This window comes from Streptomyces sp. MMG1121, assembly GCF_001280015.1.
Classification (GTDB): Bacteria; Actinomycetota; Actinomycetes; order Streptomycetales; family Streptomycetaceae; genus Streptomyces.
Genome location: NZ_LGDV01000201.1, coordinates 86,811 through 103,711 on the forward strand (window position 1 = coordinate 86,811; position 16,901 = coordinate 103,711).

General features: G+C 73.3%; 12 protein-coding genes. 8 read left to right on the forward strand and 4 right to left on the reverse strand.

Going from position 1 to position 16,901, the window contains the following annotated elements:
• Nucleotides 1-197 precede the first annotated feature (197 nt).
• The 6 genes from ADK64_RS25465 to ADK64_RS25490 all read left to right on the forward strand — a co-directional run bounded on the left by ADK64_RS25465 (nucleotide 198) and on the right by ADK64_RS25490 (nucleotide 8,640).
• The gene (locus ADK64_RS25465; RefSeq protein ID WP_199829708.1) at nucleotides 198-1,184 is read left to right on the forward strand and encodes a hypothetical protein; all 987 of its coding nucleotides are present in this window, start codon (nucleotides 198-200) and stop codon (nucleotides 1,182-1,184) included.
• Nucleotides 1,185-1,228: 44 nt separating this feature from the next.
• Nucleotides 1,229-2,761, forward strand: a complete 1,533-nt coding sequence (locus ADK64_RS25470) for an amino acid permease (protein WP_053662290.1) — start codon at nucleotides 1,229-1,231, stop codon at nucleotides 2,759-2,761.
• Between the two features lie 181 nt (nucleotides 2,762-2,942).
• Nucleotides 2,943-4,052, forward strand: a complete 1,110-nt coding sequence (locus ADK64_RS25475) for a mechanosensitive ion channel family protein (protein WP_053662292.1) — start codon at nucleotides 2,943-2,945, stop codon at nucleotides 4,050-4,052.
• Nucleotides 4,053-4,196: 144 nt separating this feature from the next.
• Nucleotides 4,197-6,416: an NADP-dependent isocitrate dehydrogenase gene (locus ADK64_RS25480; protein WP_053662294.1), complete on the forward strand. Its 2,220-nt coding sequence runs from the start codon at nucleotides 4,197-4,199 to the stop codon at nucleotides 6,414-6,416.
• Between the two features lie 138 nt (nucleotides 6,417-6,554).
• A complete protein-coding gene (locus ADK64_RS25485) occupies nucleotides 6,555-7,334 on the forward strand; it encodes an N-formylglutamate amidohydrolase (protein WP_107093078.1) in 780 nt (259 codons plus the stop codon).
• Nucleotides 7,335-7,416: 82 nt separating this feature from the next.
• Nucleotides 7,417-8,640, forward strand: a complete 1,224-nt coding sequence (locus ADK64_RS25490) for a cytochrome P450 (RefSeq protein WP_053662298.1) — start codon at nucleotides 7,417-7,419, stop codon at nucleotides 8,638-8,640.
• Nucleotides 8,641-8,646: 6 nt separating this feature from the next.
• Here ADK64_RS25490 and ADK64_RS25495 read toward each other — a convergent pair whose 3' ends face one another.
• Genes ADK64_RS25495 through ADK64_RS25505 form a run of 3 tightly spaced genes read right to left on the reverse strand, consistent with a single transcriptional unit; the run spans nucleotide 8,647 to nucleotide 11,197 of the window.
• Nucleotides 8,647-9,132 carry a hypothetical protein gene (locus ADK64_RS25495; protein ID WP_053662300.1) on the reverse strand — a complete coding sequence of 162 codons (486 nt, stop codon included), beginning with the start codon at nucleotides 9,130-9,132 and terminating at the stop codon, nucleotides 8,647-8,649.
• Nucleotides 9,129-9,767 (reverse strand): RNA polymerase sigma factor, encoded by a 639-nt coding sequence (locus tag ADK64_RS25500; protein WP_199829709.1) that lies wholly within the window; start codon nucleotides 9,765-9,767, stop codon nucleotides 9,129-9,131. The genes ADK64_RS25495 and ADK64_RS25500 overlap by 4 nt, the downstream gene beginning before the upstream one ends.
• Complete coding sequence (locus tag ADK64_RS25505) at nucleotides 9,764-11,197, reverse strand: S8 family peptidase (RefSeq protein ID WP_053662304.1); 1,434 nt, start codon at nucleotides 11,195-11,197, stop codon at nucleotides 9,764-9,766. Before ADK64_RS25505 ends, ADK64_RS25500 begins: the two co-directional genes overlap by 4 nt.
• 86 nt (nucleotides 11,198-11,283) lie before the next feature.
• Between ADK64_RS25505 and ADK64_RS25510 the strand changes: the two genes are divergently transcribed.
• The gene (locus ADK64_RS25510) at nucleotides 11,284-13,887 is read left to right on the forward strand and encodes a CHAT domain-containing protein (RefSeq protein ID WP_053662793.1); all 2,604 of its coding nucleotides are present in this window, start codon (nucleotides 11,284-11,286) and stop codon (nucleotides 13,885-13,887) included.
• Nucleotides 13,888-13,910: 23 nt separating this feature from the next.
• On the opposite strand, the gene ADK64_RS25515 is transcribed toward ADK64_RS25510, so the two are convergent.
• Nucleotides 13,911-15,599 carry a helix-turn-helix transcriptional regulator gene (locus ADK64_RS25515; RefSeq protein WP_234384700.1) on the reverse strand — a complete coding sequence of 563 codons (1,689 nt, stop codon included), beginning with the start codon at nucleotides 15,597-15,599 and terminating at the stop codon, nucleotides 13,911-13,913.
• Between the two features lie 122 nt (nucleotides 15,600-15,721).
• Between ADK64_RS25515 and ADK64_RS25520 the strand changes: the two genes are divergently transcribed.
• Nucleotides 15,722-16,807 (forward strand): M12 family metallopeptidase, encoded by a 1,086-nt coding sequence (locus tag ADK64_RS25520; protein WP_053662308.1) that lies wholly within the window; start codon nucleotides 15,722-15,724, stop codon nucleotides 16,805-16,807.
• The last annotated feature ends 94 nt before the right edge of the window (nucleotides 16,808-16,901 follow it).

A 16,901-nucleotide genomic window follows, 5' to 3' on the forward strand; every position in this document is an offset into this window, starting at 1 on the left:
ATCCGGCGTCAAGCACGGTTGGTCATTCAACTTGCCTGAATAAATACTTGAGTTGGCAACAATGGCAAGGCGCAACCTCCCCCTCTATAGTGACCGCCGACCAGCGCACCGCGTTCTCGATTCCCGCCCACAGGAGAGCAGTTGCTACGCCACCCCGCCACCTCGCCCGTGCGCCAGTGGCCCGGGGCCGACGGCTGATGGCCAGAGAAGGAGCACGCCCCTCCTACGACCCGGCCGGACCCGACCAGGCCCTGCGCACCGCGCTGCAGGATCTGCGCACCGGCCGCTGGATGGCCATGCGCACCCTGCTCGCGGACACCGCGAACTGGTGGCAGTGGACCCAGCGGACCCAGGTTCTCGCGGCGGCGGCGGCCGGCACCGACGTGGTGCGCGCCTGGCTCACGGAGGAGCCGGACAGCCCCCACGCCATGGTGATGCACGCCCGGATCGGGGTGGAGCGGGCCCTTCGCGCCCAGCGTGAACGGCATCTCCGTACCCACGAGTTGTGGATCGAGGCCTGGGACGCCGCCCAGTCCGCCACCCGTACCGTCCCGCAGGACCCGGTGCCCTGGGTGTGTCTGCTGGCGCTGGCCCAGCTGGACCCGGAACAGCGCTGGGAGGAGCACCGGGCGGCCGCGCCCGAGCCGATGCTGCCGCCGGGCCCCTGGGGCCTGCTGGCCGAGGCCCACAAGCGCGACCCGTTCAACCGCGAGGCCCACCACCGGATGCTCCAGTTCCTCTACGCGCGCGGCGGCACGGGCCGGCTCGCGGAGGCCTCCGGCTACGCCCAGTGGGCCGCCGGTCAGGCCCCGGCCGGCTCCGCCCTGCACGTGCTGCCGCTGTACGTCCGGGTCGAGCGCTACCGGCGCGACAGTGGGCACGACGCGGCGCTCGACCTGCACTGGGTGGCGGAGGACGCGGCCCGCGAGGCGGGGCGCGCCCTGCACTCCTGGTTCGAGCACACCCACCGCGGCGAACGCTCGCTGCTGGACCTCAACCACGTGGCCCACGCCCTGTGGGGATCGCTCCGATTCCCCGACGCCGCCCGGGTGTTCGAGGCGATCGGCCCGTACTTCACACCCCCGCCCTGGATGTACCGCACGCCCGACCGCGACCGCGCCGTGGAGGTCTTCGTGCAGGCCCGGGAGCGCTGCCGGGCCGCCGCGGACGGCTCCCGCCCCTGAACGCCCCACCTTCACCAGTCCGTTGACCCGGAGGTTTCCCCCGCATGTCCGCCACCCCCGATCCCTCGCCCGCGCCGGGCCTGCCCCAGCAGGACGAGGAGCAACGTCTGCGCGAACTCGGCTACCGGCCGGTGCTGGCCCGCCGTATGGGCGGCTTCGGCAACTTCGCGATCAGCTTCTCGGTGATCTCGATCCTGTCCGGCTGCATGACCCTGTACGGCTTCGGCCTGAACACCGGCGGTCCCGCCGTGATGCTGTGGGGCTGGGCGGGCGTCGGCCTGTTCGTGCTGTGCGTCGGTCTCTCGCTCGCCGAGGTCACCAGCGCCTATCCGACCTCCGGCGCGCTGTACTACATGGCCGACCGGCTCGGCGGCCGACGCTGGGGCTGGTACACGGGCTGGCTGAACCTGCTCGGTCTGCTCGGCGCGATCGCCGGCATCGACTACGGCGCCGCCCTGTTCACCGGCGCGTTCGCGAACCTCCAGTGGGGCTTCGAGCCGACGCCCGGCAAGACCATGCTGATCTTCTGCGCCATCCTGCTGCTGCACGCGGTGCTGAACCTGTTCGGGGTCCGCCTGGTCAGCCTGCTCAACTCGATCAGCGTGTGGTGGCATCTGGCCGGCGTCGCGCTCATCGTCGGCGCGCTCGCGATCGTCCCCGACCACCACCAGTCGGCGTCCTTCGTCTTCACGAAGTTCGTCAACGAGACCGGCTGGCACAACCCGCTCTACGTGGCGGCCGTCGGCCTGCTGCTCGCGCAGTACACCTTCTCCGGCTACGACGCCTCCGCCCATCTGTCCGAGGAGACCTCGCAGGCCTCGGTGTCCGCGGCGCGCGGCATCGTGCGGTCCATCTGGGTGTCCTGGATCGCCGGCTTCGTCCTGCTCGCCGGCCTGACCTTCGCCATCCAGGACTACGACGCCACGCGCACCACCGGCACCGGGGTGCCGCCCGCCCAGATCCTCCTCGACGGGCTGGGCACCGACGGCGCGAGCGCCCTGCTCCTGGTCGTGATCACCGCCCAGCTGTTCTGCGGCAACGCCGAGGTCGCGGCGGCCAGCCGGATGGTGTTCGCGTTCAGCCGGGACGGGGCGCTGCCCGGCTCGCACCTGTGGCGCAAGGTGAGCGGCCGCACCCAGACGCCGGTCGCCGCCGTCTGGCTGGCCGTCGTCGTGGCCTGCGTCCTCGCGCTGCCGTCGCTGTACTCGGCGACGGCGTACAACGCGGTGACCGCCATCAACGTCATCGGCATCACGCCCGCCTACGCCATCCCCGTGCTGCTGCGGTTGCGCGCCGGCGACCGCTTCCGGCCCGGGCCCTGGCATCTGGGCCGCTGGAGCAGGCCGATCGGCTGGATCGCGGTGATCTGGGTGGCCTGTGTGACCGTACTGTTCTGCCTGCCGCAGGCCTCGCCGGTCACGGTGGACTCGATGAACTACGCCTCGGTGGCCCTCGCCGTCGTCCTGCTGCTCGCGAGCATCTGGTGGTACGTCGCCCGCCGTTCGTACGGCACGCCCACCGCCGCCGCCTACGGCGACGACCGCGACCAGGCCGAACTCGCGGAGGGCATCGTCTGAGCGGGCCGCCTGCACCGCCGGTCCGGGTGCGAACTGGTGTTCCGGATACGGCAGGATGAACGATCGCGCCGGTCACCGGGGTTCCTCCGGCCGGCGCGATCGCACATCCCGCACTTCGAGCAGGTGACAACGTGACGAGACTTCGCAACTCCGCAGCCGGCGTGGGCCCCGGAGGTGACCGGTGAACCGCGCGCTGACCCTGGACGACCTCGTCCTCGCCGGTATCGCCATCGCGGCGGGCCTGCTGCTCGCCTTCCTCTCCCGCACGCTGCTGCGCTGGCTGGCGGGCCACGCCAAGCGGACCAAGTGGAGCGGCGACGACGTCATCGTGGACGCGCTGCGCTCGGTCGTGCCCTGGGCGGCGATTGCGGGCGGCGCGGCGGCGGCCGCGGCGGTGCTGCCGCTGACCCGGGCGGTCCAGCACCACACGAACCAGATCCTCCAGGTCTGGCTGATCTTCGTGGTGACCCTGTCGGCGGCCCGGGTGATCGCCGGTCTGGTCCGGACGGTCACCCAGTCCCGCTCGGGCGTGGCGGGTTCGGCGACCATCTTCGTCAACATCACCCGCATCCTGGTCCTCGCGATCGGCTTCCTGGTCGTCCTGCAGACGCTCGGCATCTCCATCGCACCCCTGCTGACCGCCCTCGGCGTCGGCGGCCTGGCGGTGGCCCTCGCCCTCCAGGACACGCTGGCCAACCTCTTCGCGGGCGTCCACATCCTGGCCTCCAAGACCGTCCAGCCGGGCGACTACATCCGGCTGAGCAGCGGCGAGGAGGGCTATGTCGTGGACATCAACTGGCGCCAGACGACGGTCCGCCAGCTGTCGAACAACCTGGTGGTCATCCCCAACGGCCAGCTCGCCAAGGCCAACATGACCAACTACACGCGCCCCGAGCAGCGGCTGACGGTGCTGGTGCAGGTGGGCGTCGGCTACGACTCGGACCTGGAGCACGTCGAGCGGGTCACGGCCCAGGTCGTCGCGGAGGTCATGCACGACATCGACGGTGCCGTGCCCGACCACGAGCCCGCCGTCCGTTTCCACACCTTCGGCGACTCCCGCATCGGTTTCACGGTGATCCTCGGCGTCGGCGAGTTCAGCGACCAGTACCGGATCAAACACGAATTCATCAAGCGCCTGCACCGCCGCTACCTCGCCGAGGGCATCCGCATCCCGGCCCCGGCCCGCACGGTGGCACTGCAGCAGGGGGCGGCGGTGATTCCGCAGCAGCGGGGCGGAACCGACGTTCTCCCGGAGGCCGTGGCAGAGCCCGGGCGACCGGCGGGCCGCTGACCTGGTCCGACGACACAGGGTGGCCGCCCGGCCACCCCTGGCACCCGACGCGGGGGATTCCGCGTCGGGACCCCTGTCGAGCCGACCCCCATCACGAGATATCTTGATGTCGAGCAATGTTGCAGACGTGGAGCGGAGCACCCGGTGACTGACTCGACCATCATCTACACCTACACAGACGAGGCCCCGGCCCTGGCGACGCATTCGTTCCTGCCGGTGATCCAGGCGTACGCCTCGCAGGCCGGTGTGCCGGTCACGACGCGCGACATCTCGCTGGCCGGGCGCATCATCGCCCACTTCCCGGAGTACCTGAACGAGGACCAGCGCATCGCCGACGCGCTGGCCGAGCTGGGCGAGCTGGCCAAGACCCCCGCGGCCAACATCGTCAAGCTGCCGAACATCTCGGCGTCCATCCCGCAGCTGAAGGCCGCGGTCGCCGAGCTGCAGGGCAAGGGCTACGCGCTCCCGGACTACCCGGACGACCCGAAGACCGACGAGGAGCGCGAGATCCGCGCCCGCTACGACAAGGTCAAGGGCTCCGCCGTCAACCCGGTGCTGCGTGAGGGCAACTCCGACCGCCGCGCCCCGGCCTCGGTGAAGAACTACGCCAAGGCCCACCCGCACCGCATGGGCGCCTGGACCGCCGAGTCCAAGACCAACGTGGCGACGATGGGCGAGAACGACTTCCGCTCCACCGAGAAGTCGGTCGTCATCGCCGAGGACGGCGCGCTGAAGATCGAGCTGGTCGCCGCCGACGGCACCACCACGGTGCTGCGCGAGTCCGTACCGGTACTGAAGGACGAGGTCGTCGACGCCTCCGTCATGCGCGTCGCCGAGCTGGAGACGTTCCTCGCCGCGCAGGTGGCCCGCGCCAAGCAGGACGGCGTGCTGTTCTCCGTGCACCTGAAGGCCACGATGATGAAGGTCTCCGACCCGATCATCTTCGGTCACGTGGTGCGCGCCTTCTTCCCGAAGACGTTCGCGCGGTACGGCGCGACCCTGAAGGCCGCCGGTCTCACCCCGAACGACGGCCTCGGCGGCATCCTCAAGGGCCTGGAGAACCTGCCCGAGGGCGCCGAGATCAAGGCCTCCTTCGACGCCGAGCTGACCGAGGGCCCGGAGCTGGCCATGGTCGACTCCGACAAGGGCATCACCAACCTGCACGTCCCCTCGGACGTCATCGTCGACGCCTCCATGCCGGCGATGATCCGCACCTCCGGCCACATGTGGGGCCCGGACGGCCAGGAGCACGACACCCTCGCCGTCATCCCGGACTCCTCCTACGCCGGTGTCTACCAGGCCGTCCTCGACGACTGCCGGGCCAACGGCGCCTACGACCCGTCCACGATGGGCTCGGTCCCGAACGTCGGCCTGATGGCGCAGAAGGCCGAGGAGTACGGCTCCCACGACAAGACCTTCGAGATCGCGGCCGCCGGCACGGTCCGCGTGACCGACCGGACCGGCACCGTGCTGATCGAGCAGCCGGTCGGCGAGGGCGACATCTTCCGCGCCTGCCAGACCAAGGACGACCCGATCCGCGACTGGGTCAAGCTGGCCGTCACCCGCGCCCGCGCCACCGGCGACCCGGCCGTGTTCTGGCTGGACGAGGGCCGCGCGCACGACGCCAACCTGATCGCCAAGGTCGAGCGGTACCTGCCGGAGCACGACACCGAGGGCCTGGACATCAAGATCCTCTCCCCGGTCGAGGCCACCAAGCTGTCGGTGGAGCGCATCCGCCGCGGCGACAACACCATCTCGGTGACCGGCAACGTGCTGCGCGACTACCTGACCGACCTCTTCCCGATCCTGGAGCTGGGCACCAGCGCCAAGATGCTGTCGGTCGTCCCGCTGATGGCGGGCGGCGGCCTGTTCGAGACGGGCGCCGGCGGCTCCGCGCCCAAGCACGTCCAGCAGCTCGTCAAGGAGAACTACCTGCGCTGGGACTCCCTCGGCGAGTTCTTCGCCCTGGTGCCGTCCTTCGAGCAGTACGCCGAGGCCACCGGCAACACCCGCGCCAAGGTCCTCGCCGACACCCTCGACCGCGCCACGGCGACCTTCCTCAACGAGGACAAGTCCCCGACCCGTCGCGTCGGCGGCATCGACAACCGCGGCAGCCACTTCTACCTGTCCCTGTACTGGGCGCAGGAGCTGGCCCAGCAGACCGACGACGCCGACCTGGCCAAGGCGTTCGCGCCGTTCGCCGAGGCCCTCGCGGCCGACGAGCAGAAGATCGTGGACGAGCTGAACGCCGTCCAGGGCTCCCCGGCTGACATCGGCGGCTACTACCAGGTCGACAAGGCCAAGGCGGACGCGGTCATGCGCCCGTCGGCCACCTGGAACGAGGCGCTGGCGTCCCTCGCCTAAGGGGTACGGCGCCCGAGCCGACCCTCTGACTCCGCCCCGGCCGGTGACTCACGGCCGGGGCGGAGCTGTTCGCCGTACGGGGACCGCGGTGTGACAACGTGATCCCTGACGTCACCGCCGACCCCTCCGGAGCAGCCCGTGAACCCGTACGACCTCCTTCCCGGCGCCCCCGACTCGCCCGTGCTGCTGCACGTACCGCACTCGGCGCGGGCCGTACCCGGGGACGTGCGCGCCGGGATCGTGCTGGACGATGCCGGGCTGGAGCGGGAGCTGGATCACATCACGGACGCGCACACCGACGAACTCGCCGAGCGGGCGGCGGAGTTGGCCGGGCTCACCCCCTGGAGGTTCGTGAACCGGCTGTCCCGGCTGGTCGTGGACCCGGAGCGGTTCCCGGACGAGCGCGAGGAGATGGCGGCCGTCGGGATGGGCGCCGTGTACACGCGGACCACGCACCGGGGCGAGCTGCGGCGCGCGGACACCGATCCGGAGCCGCTGCTGGAGCGCTGCTTCCGGCCGTACGCGCGGGCCATGACCGAGGCGGTGGCGGGGCGGCTGGCCGCGGCCGGACGGGCCGTGATCATCGACGTGCACTCCTATCCGACGGCGCCGCTGCCCTACGAGCTGCACGGCACCGGCCCGCGCCCCGCGGTGTGCCTGGGCACGGACGCCTTCCACACCCCGCCGAAGCTGGCCGAGGCCGCCCGCGAGGCGTTCGCGGGCTGCGGGGAGACCGGCCTGGACAGCCCGTTCGCGGGGACGTACGTACCGCTGGAGTTCTACGGCACCGACGCCCGGGTCACCGCCCTGATGGTGGAGATCCGCCGGGACACCTACATGACGGAGCCGGGCGGCCCGGCGGGACCGGGACTGGAGCGGCTGGCCGCAGCACTGGCCGCACTCGTGGACATGCTCTGAGCAGCGCCCCACCGGGCGGCCCCGCCCCCACCTGGCGCACTCCCGCAGGACAGCCGGAGGCCGTCGTACCAGGGTGGAGGGCATGACCGAGGAGACCACGCTCACCGGCCAGGCCCCGCCGCCCGTGCGGGACTGGTCCACACCCGATCTGGACGGGACGGACTTCGACCCGGCCCTGGCCGGCCTCATGCGCGAGGGTCCGCTGACCCGGATCCGGCTGCCGTTCGGCGAGGGCTGGGCGTGGCTGGCGACCCGCTACGACGACGTGAAGCTGATCACCAACGACCCGCGGTTCAGCCGTACCGAAGTGACGCACCGTCAGGTCACGCGTATGGCGCCGAACTTCGCGCCCCGCCCCGGCTCGCTCGCCTGGGCCGACCAGCCCGACCACAACCGGCTGCGCAAACCCGTCGCCGGCGCCTTCACGGTGAGCGCCATGAAGCGCCTGCGGCCCCGCGCCCAGGCGATCCTGGACGAGCTGGTGGACGGCGTCGTACGCCAGGGGCCGCCCGCCGACCTGATCGAGCGGGTGCTGGAGCCGTTCCCGCTCACCGTCGTCAGCGAGGTGATGGGCGTGCCCGCCGCGGACCGGGAGCGGGTGCACGCCTGGACCCGGGAGATCATCTCCACCAACGGGGCCGAGGCGGCCGGCCGGGCCAAGGAGGGCCTGTACGGGTGGATCACCGCGACCATCCGGTCCCGGGCCGAGGATCCGGGCGAGGACGTGTACGCGATGCTCGGCGGGGCCGTGGCGCGCGGCGAGATCCGCGAGGAGGAGGCCGTCGGGCTGGCCGGCCCGCTGCAGATCGGCGGCGAGGCCGTCACGCACAACTGCGGGCAGATGCTGTATCTGATGCTGACCCGGCCGGAGCTGATGGAGCGGATGCGGGCCCGTCCCGAGGCGCGCGGGCCGGTGCTGGACGAGCTGTTCCGGTGGATCCCGCACCGCAGCTCGGTCGGGCTCGCCCGGATCGCGCTGGAGGACGTGGAGATCGCCGGCCACCGGATCACCGCGGGCGAGCCGGTGTACGTCTCCTACCTCGCCGCCAACCGCGACCCGGCCGTCTTCCCGGAACCGGACCGCATCGACCCCGACCGCGAGCCGAACCCGCACGTGGCGTTCGGCAACGGCCCGCACTTCTGCACCGGCACGGTCCTGGCCCGGCTGCAGACCGAGTTGCTGGTGGACACGCTGCTGGACCGGCTGCCCGGGCTACGGCTCGCCGTGCCGGCGGAGCAGGTGGCCTGGCGGCACCGGACGATGATCCGCGGCCCGCGCACGCTGCCCGTCACCTGGTCCGCCTGACCGGATTCAGGCCCGCAGCCACTCCGTGACGATCACCTCCGCGCCGGTCCGCAGCCTGAGGGCGAACGGGCCGGCCGGAGGTGTGTCGCTGGTGAAGCGGCCGAGGGTGTCGACCGTGACCGGGCGGACGGCCTGGGGGCCGCCGAGCACCTCGACGCGCGCCGACAGCGGCGGCAGCACCTGGCCCATCAGCCCGTCCTCGGTGACCTCGACGTCGACGGTCACCTCGCCCGCCCGGAACGTCAGCATCCGCGGCGGGTCCGCGACCCCCCTGACCGGCAGCGCGTCGACGAGCGAGTCGAAGGTCAGCTCGGCGATCCGGGCGTCCAGGTCGTGCAACGCGTAGGCTTCCAGCGCCAGTTGGCGCAACGCGTCCGGGACCGGGTCCAGGACGGCGGCCGCCTGCCGCAGCTCCTCCTCCAACAGCGCCTCCACGAACTCGCCGTCGCCCGCGCCCTCCTGGGGCGCGCCGTTGCCGTCGTCACCGCTCATACCGCACCCCGTGCGTCCATCCGGGCCCGCAGCCGGCGCAGACAGCGCTGGCGCAGGGGCCCGATACTGCCGACCGCGATACCGAGCGCGGCCGAGATCTCCACGTAGCTGGGCGGCGGGGAGGCGACCAGCACGCGCAGCAGCTGCCGGCAGCGCTCGCCCATCCCGTCCAGCTCCTGCCACAGGCGGCGCACCCGCTCGGCACGGTCCGCCGCCTCCTCCGAGTCGATCAGTGACTCCTCCGGTGTCCGGTCGTCGCTGGCCCGGTCCAGCACCTGCGGGTCGTCCGTCAGGGTCAGCCGCGTCAGGCTCTTGAGCACCTTCAGGCACTCGTGCCGCGCCGTGCTGGCCAGCCAGGACCCGGTCTTGTCGGGTTCACGGATCCGCCCCAGATGCTGGGCGAAACGGAACCACACGGTCTGGTAGACCTCATGGGCGTCGGCGTCCGAGAGCCGGTGGGCGCGCACCACCGACCACACCAGCGGACTCATCCCTTCCACCAGCGCCTTCCAGGCCGCGGCGTCCCCGTCGACGGCGGACTGGACCAACGCCCCGACCTCTGTACGGTCCACGGCTCCACCCCTCGTGTACGGCACGTCATCGTACGCCGTGGAGCGGAGCGTCCCGGACCTCATACGGGCACGGCCGGGGCGACGACCGGCGCGGGGCGCCAGGTGGGTGGCCTGAGCACCGGGACCCGCGCCCCGCGCACCTCCGCGACCGCGGTGGCCGCCGCGAGCAGCCCGTCGCGGGCGGCGCGCGGGTCGCGCTCCCCGTACGCCGTCATGTGCGCGGCGACGAGGCCCGCGACGACCGGCGTGGCGAAGGACGTGCCGCTCCACTGCGCGAGTCCGTCGAACATCACCTGGTGCGGCTTGGCCCCGGTGCTCTCCCGGCCCTCGCTCAACACGCCGGTGTGGCGCGGGAACTGACACGTACAGGAGTAGTCGTAGTCGAACCGGCAGGCCTCGTAGGTGGAGTGCTGGTAGACGTACGGCACGGGCGTGTCGAAGCCGGTGAGGGCGCTGGTGAGGCGCTCGCCGGGGGCGAAGACCCGGACCCATGGCCCGTGGTTGCTGAAGCAGGCCTCGCTCTCGCCGTCCACGCTCAGCGCGCCGACCGACAGGACACTGTCCGCGTACTCGGGCAGACCGGCGTAGGCGGCGGGCCAGAACGGGGCGTGGCTGGAGTTGTTGCCGGCGGCGGCCACCAGCAGCGTGCGCTGCTCGCGCAGTTCGCGCATGAACGCGTCCAGGCCGATGAGGCCGTCGGTGACGCCCTCGGTGGGGGTGCCGGCGGAGAGGCTGATGATGTCGGGCCAGCCGCCCTCGTCGACCGCCTCGAAGAGCCGGGCGCCGAACTCCGATTCCAGGATCGCGCCCGCGTCGCTCAGCGTGTTGCGGACGGTCACCTCGGAGTCGGGTGCGACGGCCGCGAGGATCCCGGCGATGAACGTGCCGTGGCCGACGTACTGGCGCAGCACCCCGTCGGCGTCGGTCTCGGCCGGCTGGACGTCGCCCGTGGTGTGGGCGAGCGGCGGGTAGGCGCCGTGGTCGTGCACGAGCCCGGTGTCGATCACGAGGACGCGCGCGGCCGTGTCGGCGTCGTAACGGCCTTCGGCGACGGCCGGGTTGGCGGGCCGGGTGCGGGCGACGGGCACCGGCTCGTCGCCGGGGCAGGCGTTGACCGCGATGTGCACCACGTGGTTGCGGCTCACCAGCCGGCGGCCCTGGCGGACTTCGGCCTCGCGCAGGGCGCCCAGGGCGTACGGCACGCTGTCGGCGCCCTCGGCGGGGTCGCCGATCCGGATGCGGGTGACGCCGGTGCGGTTGGTCTGCGGGCCGTCCCGGCGCACATGGTCGGGCACGAGCCCGGCGGTCGCCGTGAAGTGGGCGCGCACGGTGTCCTCGACGACGCGGGCCTCCTCGCCGTCCCGGGCGAGGACGACGCCCTTCTCGTACAGGAAGTGGGCGTCGCCGTCGTCGTACGGGCCCATCGCCAGCGCGGTGTCCGGCATGGTGCGCTGGATGTGGTCGAACTGCTCGTGGAAACGCTGTGGTGCCATGGTGTCTCCTCCCCCGACAAGACGGTGTTCGACAGTGAGAGTCGCGGGACCACCGTCTGATACAGCTGGCCACTACCATGCGAGACGTGACAGCGGGAAGCGAGTCAGTTTCCGAATTGCTGCCCTTGGTCTTCGCCGACCCGGGCGAGGCCCGGGCGCGCGCGGAACAGGTGCTGCAAGCCGGACCGCCGCCGCTGCACGCCAGTGTCGCCCACCAGGTCCTCGGCATCTGGCAGCGGGACTTCGGCGACCTGCGGATCGCGCTGGGGCATCTGCGCCGGGCCCGGGACCTGGCCGCGCGCGCCGAGTCGGCCGACCGGGAGGCGGACGTCCTCGCGACACTCGGGGTCGCACTGGTGCACGCGGGGCGCACGCGACAGGGGCTCACCTCCTTCGAGCGGGGAGTCGCCCGGGGCTCCGGACACACCCGGGCCCGGGTGCTGTACCGGCGGGCGTACGTGTGGTGGGTGCTGGGGCATCACCGCGAGGCGCTGGAGGACGTACGGCGGGCGCTGCCCGTGCTGCGGCAGGTCGGCGACGACATCTGGACCGCGCGGGCGCTGACCCTGCGGGCCACCGTGCATCTGGCGCTCGGCACGGTGGACCGGGCGGTCGCGGACTTCACGGCGGCGGAGCGGCTGTGGGAGACCACGGGCCAGGAGCACGACAAGGCCGACGTGGTGGAGAGCCGGGGACTCGCCGCGTTCCGGTCCGGAGACATCCCGGTGGCCCTGCGCCTGCTGGACGAGGCCGAGGAGCGGTACGCGAAACTCGGCACACCCACCTACATGCTGTCCATCCGGCGCTGCGAGGTGCTGATGGCGGCCGGGCTGGCTCCGGAGGCGCTGGCCGAGGCGGACGCGACGATCGCGCTGCTGGACCGGATCGGCGGGCAGTCCACCCGCAAGGCCGAACTGCTGCTGGCCGCCGCGCGGGCCGCCCGCTCGGCCGGGGACCCGCACACCGCCGTCGCCCGTGCCGCCGTCGCCGTACGGCTGTTCGCGGCCCAGCGGCGGATGTGGTGGGAGACCCATGCCCGGCTGGTGCTGATCGAGGCCCGGGTGGCGGCCGGGCGCCGCTCGGGGCGGCTGGTCGCGGACGCGGCGGCGGTCGCCGAGAAGCTGGCCTCCTTCGGTTCGCCCGCCGCGCCGGAGGCCTCGCTGCTCGCGGGCCGGATCGCGCTCGCGCTGGGCTGGCGGGCGGACGCGGAACGGCACTTGGCGGTGGCCGCGCGCAGCCGGTACGGCGGCCCGCCGCCGGCCCGGGTGACGGGCTGGGCGGCACAGGCGCTCAGGGCCCGCGCCGCCGGGTCCCGGCGCGGGGTGCTGGAGGCCTGCCGGCGCGGACTGGACGTACTGGACGACCACCGGATGACGCTGGGCGCCTCGGAGCTGCGGGCCCACACGACCGCGCAGGGCGCCGAACTGGCGGCGCTGGCCCAGGAGGTGAGCCTCGACCAGGGCGGCCCCCGGCGGCTGCTGGAGTGGAGCGAGCGCTGGCGGGCCACCGTCCTGTCGGCACCACCGACCCGGCCGCCGGCCGACCCGGCCCTGCTGAGCGGTCTGACCGCTTACCGGGAGATAGCGGCCCGCGCGGAGGAGGCCCGGATGGAGGGCCGCCCGGTGCCCGCCCTGGAGCGCGAACAGCGGCGCTTGGAGCGGGAGATCCGCTCCCGCACCCACCACATCCGCGGCGCCGGGGCCCACGAGGAGGACCGCTTCGACGTGGCCCGGCTGCTGGACCGGCTCGGCGACGCCCGCCTGGTCGAACTCGCCGTGGTGGACGGGCGGGTGCACGTCCTGCTGTGCGGGCAGGGCCGGGTACGGCGGTTCGACGGTGGCCCGCTGACGGAAGCGATGGCCGAGGCGGAGTACGTCCAGGCGGGCCTGCGACGGCTCGCCCACCCCGGCGCCGAGGCGCGGCTGCCCCTGGTGGAGGCGGGCGGCCGACGGCTTCAGGAACTGCTGCTGGGCGGGGCGGCGCAGCATCTCGGCGACGGTCCCGTGGTGATCGTGCCGCCGGGGGCGCTGCACCGGGTGCCGTGGGCGCTGCTGCCCGCGCTGCGCGAGCGGGTGCTCAGCGTGTCGCCGTCGGCGGGCAGCTGGCTGCGGGCCCGCGAGACCGAGCCGCCGCCGGGCGGGCGGCATGTGCTGGTACGCGGCCCGGGCCTTGCCACCGGCGGCGCGGAGGTGCCCGAACTGGCCCACCGGGACGGCAGGGCGACGGTCCTGGAGGGCGAGGACGCCCAGGTCCCCCGGGTCCTGGAGCACCTCGACGGCGCGGCCCTCGCCCACCTCGCGGCGCACGGCACGTTCCGTGCGGACAGCCCGTTGTTCAGCAGCCTCCGGATGGCCGACGGCCCGCTCATCGTGCACGACTTCGAGCGCCTGGCCCGCAGCCCGTACCGGATCATCCTCTGCAGCTGTGACACCGCCCGCCTCGCCTCGGTCGGCGCCGACGAACTCCTCGGACTGGTCACCGCGTTGCTCCCGCTGGGCACGGCCGGGGTGGTGGCGAGCAGCGCACCGGTCAACGACGCGGCGGTGGTCCCGCTGATGCTCGCCCTGCACCAGGGCCTCGACACGGGCCTCTCCCTGGCCGAGGCCCTCCGCAACGCCCGGGCGGCCCTGCCGGGCGACCCGGTCCACCAGGCAACGGGGTGGGCGTTTGCGGCATTTGGTGCGGCGTAGCAAGGGCCCGCACCCGGCAGACGCTATGCCGACTCGCACTCCGGCAACTCGACGAGCCACGGCAACGCTCCCCTGTCCCCCGTGCCCAGCCGGGTGTAGGCGCTGTACAGGTGATTCCCCACCGTCCGCACCGACAACGTCAGCCTCTCGGCGATCTCCCGGTTGCTGAGCCCCGCCGCGGCGAGGGTCACGATCTGCCGCTGCCGGGCGGTCAGTTCACCCAGTACGAGCGAGGCCAGTGCAGGCGTCCGCGCCCCCTGGCAGCGGCGCGCGAGCGCGACGGCCCGGGTGCGGGAGAGCCGCGCGGCGCGCGGATCCCGGTGCGCCCGCACCGCCTGCGCATGCGCCTCGGCCGCGAACAGTAGGAACCCGCGCTCCTCCAACGCCTGCGCGGCCTCGTCCAGTTCGCCCCCGTCACCCCGTGTCAGCGCTTCGGCATGACGGGCGAACACACTTCCCTCCGGCAACCGCCCGACCACCCGACCCGGCTCACCCAGGCGTACGGAGTCGTACCGGGCGTACAGCTCCTCACCATCGCCCACCTCACCATCGGTGAGCCTGAGTTCCGCGCGGCAGGACGCGTCACCCGGCGCCTCCCGCAGCCCCTCCCGAGCCCAGGCGGCAGCGTCCCGCAGCTCGCCCCGCAGCCGGGCGAACCGGGCGCGGACGGCGGCGTAACCGGCCGGGACCGGCGTGCCCTCCGCCACCAGCCACTCCCCCACCGGGGCGGGCACCGGCCGGACGTCCAGTTGCTCGATCCGCCGTACCAGGGACCGCTGTTCGGCCTCCAGGGCCGGGCCGACGTCACGGGGCGCACTCGTCAGGCGGCGGGCGCGCAGACGGCCGGTCGTGGCGCGCAGGGCCGGGCCGTGCAGGGGGTGGGCGAGGGACACGGCCGCCTGGTCGTCGACGTGGATCAGCCCGTCCGCCTCCAGGCGTTCCAGGACGTCGAGATCGAGTTCGTCCAGCGCCAGCGGAAGCGGCTCGGCGAACGCCAGGCGTTCCAGCGTCTCCCGTTCGCCGGGGCCGGGGCGCTCCAGTGCCGGGGCGAGCCGCTCGCGCACGGCCGGGGTGACCGGCAGCGCGCCCCGCCACGCCCGTTCGCCGGTGCCCGGGACGGGGGTCAGCCGGCCTCCCGCGCAGAGCGCGGTCACCAGGTCGCGCAGCAGCCGTAGATCGCCCCGGCACACACCGTGCAGGCGGCGCACGGTGAGCGGTTCGAGTCCGGCCATGGCGAGCAGCTGCGCGGTGTCCTCGTACGGCAGCGGCTGGAGGGCCAGCCGGGGCAGCAGTTCGCCGGTCCACAGCCGGGACACCGCGCCGGGCGTGGGCGCGCCGTCCACCGCGGCGACGACGAGCCGGGTGCGGGCGTGCACGGCGAGCTGGTGGACGAGGGCCGCGGAGGCCTCGTCCAGCAGCTGGGCGTCGTCCACGACCAGGAGCCGTACGCCGGACAGGATGCGCAGGGCGCGCTGCGGCGAGACGGCGTCGGGCAGGAGGTGCGCGAACGCAGCGAAGGGCAGGTCCCGGGCCTCGGGCGTACCGGTCACCCGGGCGTGGTCGGTGCCCCGGACCGCCTCCGTGATCAGCCGGGTCTTGCCGTGGCCGGCCGGTCCGGTCACCACGATGCCGTGCCGGCCGGCCGCCCATGACCCGCGCACCAGCTCCAGTTCGTCCGCCCGGCCGGCGAACGGGCGGGGCAGCTCCAACATCGTCGCGTCCTGTTCGTAAGTCCTCACACCATCAGGAGCGCGCGTACTCAGGTTTGATACAGGGCGACTTGAGTAGCCTTCGACTCAGGCGCCCGGCGGCGGCGGACGGGCACGCTGGGCCCATGACCCGACGCCTGTGTTCGCTACCGCGGCGGCCGGCCCCGTGCTTCGCACCGGGGCTGACGGCCGAGCGGCTGGGCGCGCTGCTCGCCGGGCGGCGGATGTGGGTCAACGGCACGGTCCTGCACTACTACTTCCACACCGACGGCCGCGACGCCTCCGTGATCCCGGTTCCCGGGGCCGGGGAGCTGCGCCGGGTGCCGTGGGCCGGCTCGGAGGAGCAGCGGGAGGCGGTCCGCGACTGTCTGCGCGAGTGGCAGGAGCTGGGCATCGGCGTCACCTTCGCCGAGGTCGGCGACCGGCACGAGGCGGAGCTGCGGATCGGGTTCCAGAGCGGCGGCGGTTCCTGGTCGGCGGTCGGCCGGGAGGCGCTGTCGGTCGGCCGGGGCGAGCGCACCATGAACCTGGGATGGGATGTCACGGGGCCCGGGGAGCGCGGCACGATCCTGCATGTGATCGGGCACGCGCTCGGCATGGCGCACGAGCACCAGAGTCCGTATGCCGGGCTCCACTGGGACGACGAGGCCGTGTACGCCGAGCTGGCGGGCCCGCCGAACCACTGGAGCCGGGAGACGACCGACGCGAACGTCCTGCGCACGCTGGACGCCGGTGAGGCGAGCGGCTCGGTGTGGGACCCTCAGTCGGTCATGACGTTCCCGTTCGGGCCGGGGCTGGTGCTGGAGCCGGAGCAGTACCGCGGGGGGCTGCGTCCGTCCGGTGCTCCGTCCCCGGCCGACAAGGAGTTCGTGCTGCGGTGGTATCCGCCGGCCGGTCCGGCCGGTCCGGCCGCGCTGGTGCCGTTCCGCTCGGCGCCACTCGGTCTCGGGCCGGGCGAGCAGGCCGATTTCGGTGTCGAGCCGTCGGAGACCCGCGACTACACCGTGGGCACCTTCGGCGACGCCGACACCGTGCTCGTGGTCTTCGAGGAGCGTGACGGGGTGCCGCGCTTCCTCGCGGGGCACGACGACGGCGGCGGGTCGGACAACGCCGCCGTCCGGGTCCGGTTCGTCAGGGGCCGCCGCTACGTCGTCCGGGTCCGCCTGTACTCGACCTGGGGTTCGGGGGAGACAGCGGTCATGTGCTGGTGAGGCACGGACGCCGAAAGCCACTGTCCGGCACCGGGGGAGCCGCCGCGGACGTCACCTACGGGGGAGGTGACGTCCGCGGCCGCGGCCGTGTGTC